Raw genomic sequence first — 9693 nt, 5'->3', positions numbered from 1 at the left:
GCTCAGAGGCCCAGCACGTCGTTCATCGAGAACAGCCCGCTCGATCGCGACGCGAGGAAGCGGGCCGCACGCAAGCTGCCTTGCGCGTAGGTGACGCGGCTCGAGCTCTTGTGCGTGATCTCGATGCGCTCGCCGGTGCCGGCGAACAGCACGGTGTGGTCGCCGACGATGTCGCCGCCGCGCACCGTCGCGAAGCCGATCGTCGATGGATCGCGCTCGCCGGTGACGCCTTCGCGGCCGTAGACCGCGCAGTCCTTCAGGTCGCGGCCCAGCGCCTTGGCCACCACCTCGCCCATCGCCAGCGCGGTGCCGCTCGGTGCGTCGACCTTGTGGCGGTGGTGGGCCTCGATGACCTCGATGTCGTAGCCTTCGTTCAGCGCGCGGGCGGCGAGTTCGAGCAGCTTGAACGCGACGTTGACGCCGACGCTCATGTTCGGCGACATCATGATCGCGAGGTGCTTCGCATGGTCGGCGATCGCGGCCTTCTGTTCATCGCTGAAGCCGGTGGTGCCGATCACCGCCTTGACGCCCAGCTCGCGGCACACCACCAGGTGGGCGAGCGTGCCTTCGGGGCGCGTGAAGTCGATCAGCACCTGGGCGTTCGCGAGGCCGGCGCGCAGGTCGTCGGTGATCGTGACGCCGCTCGTGCGGCCGAGCCAGGCGGTGGCGTCGTGGCCGAGCGCCGGGCTGCCGGAGCGATCGAGCGCGCCGGCGAGCACGACGTCGTCGGTCGCCGTGACAGCCTCGACCAGCATGCGGCCCATGCGGCCGCTCGCGCCGGCGATGGCGATGCGCAACGGACTGGCGCTCATGAGCGCTCGAGCGGCGGGTAGCTGCGGATCGGGCCCTCGGGCGCCGATGCGGCGGGCTCGGGCGGCTTCGGCGGGACCGGCAGCGCCTTCAGCTGCTCTTCGGTCAACGCCAGCGGCGGTGCGTTGCGCGAGGTCTTGAAGGTGTCGATCGATTGCACGAAGTCGCGTTCGCTCGGCAGTTCGGGCGCGTTGATGCTGGCCATCTTGTCGCCGTCGAACAGCACGACGACGCTGCGCTGCTGCGGCTCGGCGCCCTGGCGCTTGATCGTGAAGACGTAGTCCCAGCGGTTCGCGTGGAAGGTGTCGGTCAGCAGCGGCGAGCCGAGCACGTCGCGCACCTGGGCGCGGGTCAGGCCCGGCTTCACCAGCGCCACCTGCTCCTTGGTCAGCACGTTGCCCTGCACGACCTCGACGCGGTAGGGGGTGATGACGCCCAGGAAGTTGTCGGAGGATTGCAGCGAGCTGCAGCCGGTGAGCGAGCCTGCAGACAGCGCGGCGCCAGCGGCGGCCAGCGCCAGGAACGGGAAAGAACGCATGGTGATGTGCGTGCGCGCCGGGAAGCGGGCATCAACCTCGATATGATTCGGCGATTCTAGCGGGTGGCTCCGGCCGCCCTGCCCTTGCAGCGCCACCGAGATTTGCCATGTCCAACGCCGACGAACTCAAGAGCAGCGGCCTGAAGGCCACGCTGCCGCGCATCAAGATCCTCGACGTGTTCCAGAACACCACGCAGCGGCACATGACCGCGGAGGATGTCTACAAGGCCCTGCTGGTCGAAGGGGCCGACATCGGGCTGGCGACGGTGTACCGCGTGCTGATGCAGTTCGAGCAGGCCGGCATCCTGTCGCGCAACCATTTCGAGTCGGGCAAGGCGGTGTTCGAGCTCAACGAGGGCAAGCACCACGACCACTTGGTGTGCCTGGACTGCGGCAAGGTCGAGGAGTTCTACGACGCCGAGATCGAGAAGCGGCAGAAGAACATCGCGCACGCGCGGGGCTTCGAGCTGCAGGACCATGCGCTGGCGTTGTATGCGGTGTGCACCAAGAAGAACTGCGAGTACAAAAAGTAGAGCCCTGCCCGGGCGGGGGCCGGGACTCGCCCCGGCGGGCGAGTCACTTTCATTTGAGGCCCAAATGAAAGTAACCAAAGCAAAGGGCCTCAATACAACACCATACGGTTCGTTCAGTCTCGCTGCGGACAACACTGACGCTTCGGCTTGTGCCCCGCTTTCATTGGGATTGTTGGCCGTTCTTCTCCACCCGACTCGCTGCGCATCGCCTGGATGACGCCGCGCCGTCGCTGGTGCATGACGATGCGACGCGAAGCGAGCGAGTCGAGGGGAGCGGGAGAACAACAATCCCAATGAACGGGGATGTGCAGCCGAAGCGTCAGTGTTGTCCGCAGCGAGACTGAACGAACCGTATGGTTTTCAAAGCGCCTTTGCTTTGGTTACTTTCATTTGGCAAGACAAATGAAAGTGACTCGCCCGGCAGGGCGAAACCTGCTCGTACAGCGCAGCGTCCGGCCCCCCGCCCGGGCAGGGCAACCTCACTCCATGTCTGGGTTCTGCATCGCCCGCTGATGCCGCTCGATGAATTCGCGATACGTGTCGATGCCGCGCAGCTGGAGAATCGTGTTGCGCACCGCCGCCTCGACCAGCACGGCCAGGTTGCGCCCCGCATCCACCGCGATCACCACCTTGCGCACCGGCACGTTGAGGATGTCCTCGTTCAGCGGCTCGTAAGGCAGGCGCTCGAAATCACGGTCCAGCGTCTCCTTGCGCACCAGGTGCACGATCAGCTTCAGCCGCATCTTCCGGCGCACCGCGGTCTCGCCGAAGATCGCCTTGATGTCCAACAGGCCGATGCCGCGCACCTCCAGCAGGTTCATCAGCAGCTCCGGGCAACGCCCCTCGAGCGCCGTCTGCGAAATGCGGAACAGGTCGACCGCATCATCGGCCACCAGCCCGTGCCCGCGCGAGATCAGCTCCAGCCCCAGCTCGCTCTTGCCCAGGCCCGATTCGCCGGTCAGCAGCACGCCGACGCCGAGAATGTCCATGAACACGCCGTGCCGCGTCGTGCGCTCGGCAAACAGCTGGCTCAGGTAGCCGCGCACCACGTCGATCACATGGCCGGCCGATTCGTCGGTGACGAACAACGGGATATCGGCACGGTCGCACAACGCGACCAGCCGGTTCGGCGGCACCTGCTTGTCGGCGACGATCACCACCGGCGGCTCCAGCGTCACGATGCGCTGGATGCGACGCTCCTGGTCCTCGAGCGACGCATCCTGCAGGTAGGCGACCTCGCGCCGCCCGACGATCTGCACGCGGTACGGGTGGATGTAGTTCAGGTAGCCGACCAGGTCGGCCGCCGATTGCGCGTTGCGCACCGCCGCCTCGTCGAAGCGGCGCTCCGGATGGGCATGTCCGGCAATCCATTCCCAGCGCAGCGCCGGGCGGTGCTCCTCGAACAGCGCCTCCGCACTGATGACCGACGGTTTCACGCGCCAGCCCCGCCGAACCCCGCCGACGGGGTCATGCCACCGACTTCAGCGGTTCCCAATTGGAGATCAGCTCATGCACGCGTGCGGCCGGAGCCTCGCTCTTCAGGCGCTCACGCAGCTCGCGCTCGCTGAGCATCTCGGCGATCTCGGAGAGGATCTCGAGATGGCGCTGCGTGGCAGCCTCGGGCACCAGCAGGAAGATCAGCAGGCTGACCGGCTCGTCATCGGGTGCATCGAACGGAATCGGCTGCTGCACGCGCACCACGGCGGCCAGCGGATTCTTCAGGCCCTTGATGCGGCCGTGCGGAATTGCAACCCCATGGCCCAGCCCGGTGGAACCGAGGCGCTCGCGGGCGAACAGGTTGTCGGTGACCGTGGCACGCGCAATGGCGTGCTGGTTTTCGAACAGCAGGCCCGCATGCTCGAACGCACGCTTCTTGCTGGTGGCCTCCACGTCGATCAGGACGTTGGTCACGGGGAGAATGGCGGCGAGTCGATTCATCGGCGGGTCACTTCTGGCCTCGGATGGAGGCATTCATTCGGCGATGTGCCACGGCGGTATGCCGTGTCAGTCTTAACGGGAAATTATAGAAACCGGGTTGACGGCGCAACGTCGGACTGCCCCGCCGAAGGCCAAATTCTGCACGCGACGCTGCATTGCAGCAACGTACCGACCCGGTTCGAGGGGGTCGGCGCACCAAGTGCGGGCGAAACCTTGCAGAAACCCAACCGGCACCTGCGCCGGCCGAAAGAAAAAGCGGCCCGCAGGCCGCTCGACGGTCGCATCCGCGGATTTCACCGCGGGTGGCGGATTCACAAGGTCGCATCGATCCGCTTGGCAGCCACATGGTGGTGGTCCTGCAGCTTGTCCTTGTGGCGGCAGACCTGCCGGTCCAGCTTGTCCATCAGCTGGTCGATGGCGGCGTAGAGGTCCTCGTGGCAGTTCTCGACGAAGATGTCCTTTCCCTTCACATGCAGCGTGACTTCAGCCTTTTGCCTGCGTTCCTTCTCCTTCAGCTTCTCGACGGATAGCAGTACGTTGATATCCACCACCTGGTCAAAATGACGCGTGATCCGATCCAGCTTTGTGAGCACATACTCACGGAGTGCTGGCGTCACCTCGAGGTGGTGTCCGCTGATCGTCAAATTCATGAGATCTCCTTTCGCAGAGGTGGGGGGGAAGCTGGGAGGGGGTCGCCGTGAACGGCATGAGGCGATGCGTGAGGAGAGGGTGGACCGGGAGGTCGTTGAAACCAGTGTGCACCTGCACGCGGGGTGTGACAAGCTAAAGACACCCGCAAAACCCTGGTATCGGCGCCCCGTGCTGGACGCGGCGCGGCAGGCGTGAGAAGGTCGACGTTTTCAGCGATGTGATAATCCGCCGTTGACCTGAACGTCTGCCGGAGCCCTTGCATGCTGAATGTGTTCACGCTGGTCAACGGCCGGCTGTTTCAGGAAGAGATCGCGAGCGCCGACACGCTGGCCCACGTGACGCCGGTGTGGGTCGACCTCGAAGCGCCCACCCCCGAGGAAAAGAGCTGGATCGCCGAGCACTTCGGCGTCACCATCCCCGAGGACGTGGTCGACGACGACCTGGAGGAATCGGCCCGCTTCTACGAAGAAGACAACGGCGAGCTGCACATCCGCTCCGACTTCCTGATCGATGACGACCAGACCCCGCGCAACGTGCGGGTCGCCTTCATCCTGCACAACAAGGTGCTGTTCTCGATCCACGGCGAAGACCTGCCGGTGTTCCGGCTGCTGCGCCTGCGGGCGCGCCGCATCCCGGCCCTGATCGAGGACGCGAAGGACGTGCTGCTGAAGCTCTACGACGCCGATGCCGAGTACAGCGCCGATGCGCTCGAAGGCATCTACGACAGCCTGGAGGCGGTCGGCGCGCGCGTGCTGAAGAAGGAGATCACCGACAGCGACGCCGCGCTGGTGCTGGCCGCGATCGCGCGCRAGGAAGACCTGAACGGCCGCATYCGCCGCAACRTGATGGACACGCGSCGCGCGGTGAGCTTCATGATGCGCAGCCGCATGCTGAACGCCGAGCAGTTCGAGGAATCGCGCCAGATCCTGCGCGACATCGATTCGCTGGACAGCCACACCGCGTTCCTGTTCGACAAGATCAACTTCCTGATGGACGCGACGGTCGGCTTCATCAACATCAACCAGAACAAGATCATCAAGCTGTTCTCGGTGGCGAGCGTCGCGCTGCTGCCGCCGACACTGATCGCGAGCATCTACGGGATGAACTTCAAGGCGATGCCGGAGCTCGACTGGTCGCTCGGCTACCCGTACGCGCTGGTGCTGATGGTGCTCAGCGTGATCGCCCCGTTCTGGTACTTCAGGCGCAAGGGCTGGCTTTGATGACCCCCGCCCCCGAGGCGCCGCGCGCCCCCTCGAGGGCGCGCGCCGGGTGGCCCGGCGGAGCCGGATCCACGGGCGCTACCTGATCAAGCCGCTCAGGCCCCGTCGACCAGGAAGGTCGAGGCGGCCGGGGCACACGGGCCCGGGCCGGGAATAAAAACCGCTGCACAGCGCCCCGCGGCGAAGGAGGGAGGGAGGAGGGAGGAGGAGAACCGCCTCGGGATTTCAGCCTGCGGAGCAGGCCGGCTGTGCAACGCAAGAACCGGATCCAGAGACGTGCCGCAGGCATGCGCCCCGGCGCGTCTCTGGAGGGATGAGACGCCCAGTGTTCCCGTGAGTTCCGTCATTCACCGAAAAAAAACATGTCCCGATGTGACCCGGCGCCGGGCGTCGGCGCGGCCGGTGACATCGAAGCGGCGTGCCCGGCCCATCACTTCGCGCCGAGTTGGCGCTCGATCTCGCGCACGAAGGCCGCGTCATCGGGCTCGACCGTGCTGGCGAAGCTCTGCACCGCGCTGCCGTCGCGCGAGACCACGTACTTGTGGAAGTTCCACTTCGGCGCGGCGCCGGTCCGCCTGCGCAGTTCCACGTACAGCGGATCGACCTGCGCGCCGCCAGACTCGGCCACGCGGGTCTTCGTGAACATCGGAAATTTCACGCCGAAGGTGTTTTCGCAGAAGTCGGCGATGTCCTTGCTTGAGCCCGGCTCCTGCGCGCCGAAATCATTGGACGGGAATCCCAGCACGACCAGGCCGCGGTCGCGGTAGCGCTGGTACAGCGCCTCCAGGCCCTTGTACTGGGGCGTGAAGCCGCAGAAGCTCGCGGTGTTGACGATCACGACGACCTGGCCGGCGTACTGGCACAGGTTCTGCGGCTTCTCGTCCTGCAGGCGCAGCGCCTGCCGGTCCAGCAAGGCCGGGCAGGCCGGGGCCGCCGAGGCGGCAACGGGTGCCAGCAGCGCGCCGGCGAGCACGGTCCAGGCGAGTGCGAGGGGAAGTCGGAAGTGGCGGAAGTGGCGGAAGTGGCGGAAGCGGATCATGCGGGTGGGCTCGTTCAAGTCAGGATGGGTGTCGATGTCAACGAATCGCTCAATTTTGTCGTCATTGTCCGGGTTTGCCCTGGACGATGTTGAACTGCGCGGGCCGCTTGTCAACCCGGGCGCGCCACGATGAAAGCCCCGACCCTGTCGATCTCCGCCGTCGAGCGCGACACCGGGCTCAGCAAGGACACCTTGCGGGTCTGGGAGCGCCGCTACGGTTTTCCGCTGCCGCAGCGCGATGCGCTCGGCGAGCGCTCGTATCCGCTCGACCAGGTCGAGAAACTGCGCATCGTGCGCCGGCTGATGGATGGCGGGCACCGGCCCGGCCGGGTCGTCGGCATGCCGATCGACGAGTTGCGCCGGCTCAGCGAGAGCAGCCCCGAACCGGTGCGCCGCGCCGCCGCAGCCCGCCCCGTCGAACCGGTCGCGCCGGCCTTGATCCAGTACCTCGAACTCGTTCGTGCCCATGACCTGGCTGCCTTGCGACGCCTGCTGACGCAGGCCCAGCTGAGCCTGGGCCTCGCCCGCTTCGTCGTGGAAGTGGTGGTCCCCCTCAATACGCTGGTCGGCGACGCCTGGATGCGCGGGCAGCTGGAGATCTTCCAGGAGCACGCCTGCACCGAGGTGCTGCACGGCGTGATGCGCCAGGCGCTGTACCTRCTGCCGCAGCCGCCGGCCGAGGCACGGCCGAAGGTACTGCTGACCACCTTCCCGGGCGAGCCGCACGGGCTGGGGCTGCTGCTGGCCGAGGTGCTGCTGGGCGTGGACGGCGCGCACTGCACCTCGCTCGGGCTGCAGACGCCGCTGTGGGATACGGTGCTGGCAGCCCGGGCCTTCCGGTCCGACATCGTCGTGCTGGCCTTCAGCGGCGCCACCCACCCGCAGCAGGTCACCGACAGCCTGGTCGAGCTGCGGGCGAAGCTCGCGCCGCCGGTGGAGGTGTGGGTGGGCGGTGCGGCACCGGTGCTGCACCGGCGCACGCCAGCCGGCATCACGGCGCTGGCGACGCTCGGCGACCTGCAGGGCGCGCTGCGGCGCTGGCGCGAACAAGCCGCGCGATAACCTTCATGTCGTCTGTCATGTGACGGACTGTCACGATGGCCCGTCTAGAATGCCGCCGGACTTCCACAGGCCCTACCATGCTTTACCCCGAACTGTTCAAGCAACTCGAGGCTGTCCGATGGAACATGGACACCGACATTCCCTGGGATCAGTTCGATGGCAGCCAGCTCAGCGAAGAGCAAGCCCAGACCATCAAGATGAACGCGATCACCGAGTGGGCGGCGCTGCCGGCCACCGAGATGTTCCTGCGCGACAACCGCGATGACAGCGATTTCTCCGCCTTCATGAGCGTCTGGTTCTTCGAGGAGCAGAAGCACTCGCTGGTGCTGATGGAGTACCTGCGCCGCTTCCGGCCCGACCTGGTGCCGAGCGAAGAGGAGCTGCACGCGATCCGCTTCGAGTTCGACCCGGCGCCGGCGCTCGAGACGCTGATGCTGCACTTCTGCGGCGAGATCCGCCTGAACCACTGGTACCGCCGCGCCGCCGAATGGCACAGCGAGCCGGTGATCAAGGCCATCTACGAGACGCTCGCACGCGATGAAGCCCGCCATGGCGGTGCCTACCTGCGCTACATGAAGCGCGCGATGCAGAAGTTCGGCGATGAAGCGCGTGCCGCGTTCGCGAAGGTCGGCGTGCTGATGGCCAGCGCCCGCCGCACCGCGCAGGCGCTGCACCCGACCAACCTGCACGTGAACGTCAAGCTGTTCCCGCGCGACACCATCCAGAGCCGCCTGCCCAACCCCGAGTGGCTGGAGCAGTGGCTGGATCGCCAGATCCAGTTCGACGCGGTCTGGGAGACCAAGGTCGTCGAGCGCATCCTGCACAACATGAGCCTGCTGATGGAACGCAGCTTCGCGAGCGTGCAGGAGCTGAACCGCTTCCGCAAGGAGATGGCGGCGGCGATCGCGGCCGCAGCCAAGGGCGCCGGCCCGGGCGCGCAGCCGGCCTGATGCACGACGGCCCGGTGGCGTCGTTCCTCGACAAGCTCTGCCCGCGCGAGCAGCTGCCCGCGCGGCTGGCCGCGTTGCCGCGCCCGCTGGTGTTCACGAACGGCGTGTTCGACATCCTGCACCGCGGTCACGTCAGCTACCTCGCGCAGGCGCGCGAACTGGGCGGCAGCCTGGTGATCGGGCTGAACAGCGACGCGTCGGCGCGCCTGCTCGGCAAGGGGCCCGACCGGCCGCTGAACGCCGAGACCGACCGCGCCTGCGTGCTCGCCGCGCTGGAGAGCGTGAGCCTGGTGACCCTCTTCGACGAGAAGACGCCGGTCGCGCTGCTCGGCGAGGTGCGGGCCGACCTGTACGTGAAGGGTGGCGACTACGACATGGAGACGCTGGAGGAAACGCGGCTCGTGCGCAGCTGGGGCGGCCAGGCGCTGGCGATCCCGTTCGTCGACGGTTACTCGACGACGGCCCTGGTGAAGCGCATCCGCGCCTGAATTCCTGATCAGGCCTTCGCCGGCCGGTTCACCACCGCAATCCCGATCGCGACACCGGCCAGCGCCACCACCAGCCGCGCGGTGATCGGCTCCCCCAGCAGCCACAGCCCGAGCAGCAGCCCGAACACCGGCGTCAGCAGCGTGAACGCGGCCAGCCGCGTCGCCGGGTAGTGACGCACCAGCCAGAACCACATCAGGTAGCTGGCCGACGTGACCACCACCACCTGGAATGCGAGCGAGCCCCAGGCGAGCGGCGACAGCGCGTGCGGCAGCGGCTGCCCGCTGGCAAGCGCGCCCAGCGTCAGCAGCACACCCGACACGCCGAGCTGGTACAGCAGCGTCTTCTCGGCCGAGGCGCCCGACAGCTTCGTGCCGCGGATCGACAGCGTGGTCGCGCCCCACAGCACGCCGGCCGTCACCCCGAGCGCGTCGCCGATCCACTGGTGCGCGCCGACGGCCGGCCG

General features: G+C 67.0%; 12 protein-coding genes. 5 read left to right on the top strand and 7 right to left on the bottom strand.

The window, feature by feature from the left end; translation table 11 throughout:
* Positions 1 to 2: 2 nt before the first annotated feature.
* Positions 3 to 812 carry a 4-hydroxy-tetrahydrodipicolinate reductase gene (gene dapB / locus AC1D12_RS14975; protein WP_477824705.1) on the bottom strand — a complete coding sequence of 270 codons (810 nt, stop codon included), beginning with the start codon at positions 810 to 812 and terminating at the stop codon, positions 3 to 5.
* Positions 809 to 1348 carry an outer membrane protein assembly factor BamE gene (locus tag AC1D12_RS14970; RefSeq protein WP_052212979.1) on the bottom strand — a complete coding sequence of 180 codons (540 nt, stop codon included), beginning with the start codon at positions 1346 to 1348 and terminating at the stop codon, positions 809 to 811. Before AC1D12_RS14970 ends, dapB begins: the two co-directional genes overlap by 4 nt.
* Before the next feature lie 107 nt (positions 1349 to 1455).
* Here AC1D12_RS14970 and fur point away from each other — a divergent pair, with 107 nt between their 5' ends.
* A complete protein-coding gene (gene fur / locus AC1D12_RS14965) occupies positions 1456 to 1881 on the top strand; it encodes a ferric iron uptake transcriptional regulator (protein ID WP_047510768.1) in 426 nt (141 codons plus the stop codon).
* A gap of 479 nt (positions 1882 to 2360) precedes the next feature.
* Here fur and hprK read toward each other — a convergent pair whose 3' ends face one another.
* The 3 genes from hprK to hpf form a co-directional block, all read right to left on the bottom strand.
* The gene (gene hprK, locus AC1D12_RS14960) at positions 2361 to 3317 is read right to left on the bottom strand and encodes an HPr(Ser) kinase/phosphatase (protein ID WP_465111587.1); all 957 of its coding nucleotides are present in this window, start codon (positions 3315 to 3317) and stop codon (positions 2361 to 2363) included.
* A 31-nt stretch (positions 3318 to 3348) separates the two neighbouring features.
* The gene (locus AC1D12_RS14955) at positions 3349 to 3819 is read right to left on the bottom strand and encodes a PTS sugar transporter subunit IIA (protein ID WP_047501831.1); all 471 of its coding nucleotides are present in this window, start codon (positions 3817 to 3819) and stop codon (positions 3349 to 3351) included.
* 311 nt (positions 3820 to 4130) lie between these two features.
* Positions 4131 to 4469 (bottom strand): ribosome hibernation-promoting factor, HPF/YfiA family, encoded by a 339-nt coding sequence (gene hpf / locus AC1D12_RS14950; RefSeq protein WP_047501829.1) that lies wholly within the window; start codon positions 4467 to 4469, stop codon positions 4131 to 4133.
* 261 nt (positions 4470 to 4730) lie between these two features.
* Here hpf and corA point away from each other — a divergent pair, with 261 nt between their 5' ends.
* Entirely contained in the window at positions 4731 to 5690 is a 960-nt protein-coding gene (gene corA, locus AC1D12_RS14945) for a magnesium/cobalt transporter CorA (protein ID WP_477841224.1), read from the top strand.
* A gap of 430 nt (positions 5691 to 6120) precedes the next feature.
* Here the strand turns inward: corA and AC1D12_RS14940 are convergent, their stop codons facing one another.
* Positions 6121 to 6729, bottom strand: coding sequence for a glutathione peroxidase (locus tag AC1D12_RS14940; protein ID WP_477826972.1), 609 nt, complete (start codon positions 6727 to 6729; stop codon positions 6121 to 6123).
* Positions 6730 to 6858: 129 nt separating this feature from the next.
* Between AC1D12_RS14940 and AC1D12_RS14935 the strand changes: the two genes are divergently transcribed.
* The 3 genes from AC1D12_RS14935 (at position 6859) to rfaE2 (ending at position 9229) form a co-directional block, all read left to right on the top strand.
* A complete protein-coding gene (locus AC1D12_RS14935) occupies positions 6859 to 7791 on the top strand; it encodes a MerR family transcriptional regulator (RefSeq protein WP_047501825.1) in 933 nt (310 codons plus the stop codon).
* A 77-nt stretch (positions 7792 to 7868) separates the two neighbouring features.
* Entirely contained in the window at positions 7869 to 8741 is an 873-nt protein-coding gene (locus AC1D12_RS14930) for a ferritin family protein (RefSeq protein WP_047501823.1), read from the top strand.
* Positions 8741 to 9229, top strand: coding sequence for a D-glycero-beta-D-manno-heptose 1-phosphate adenylyltransferase (gene rfaE2 / locus AC1D12_RS14925; protein WP_477828138.1), 489 nt, complete (start codon positions 8741 to 8743; stop codon positions 9227 to 9229). Before AC1D12_RS14930 ends, rfaE2 begins: the two co-directional genes overlap by 1 nt.
* Before the next feature lie 8 nt (positions 9230 to 9237).
* On the opposite strand, the gene AC1D12_RS14920 is transcribed toward rfaE2, so the two are convergent.
* Positions 9238 to 9693, bottom strand: a 456-nt coding sequence (locus tag AC1D12_RS14920; RefSeq protein ID WP_477841221.1) for an EamA family transporter, incomplete at its 5' end; no start/stop codon positions are given.

This window comes from Rhizobacter sp. P1_G5 (genome assembly GCF_056405435.1).
Note: the sequence above shows the minus strand (reverse complement) of the source record. Positions and strands in the feature narration are given on the sequence as shown.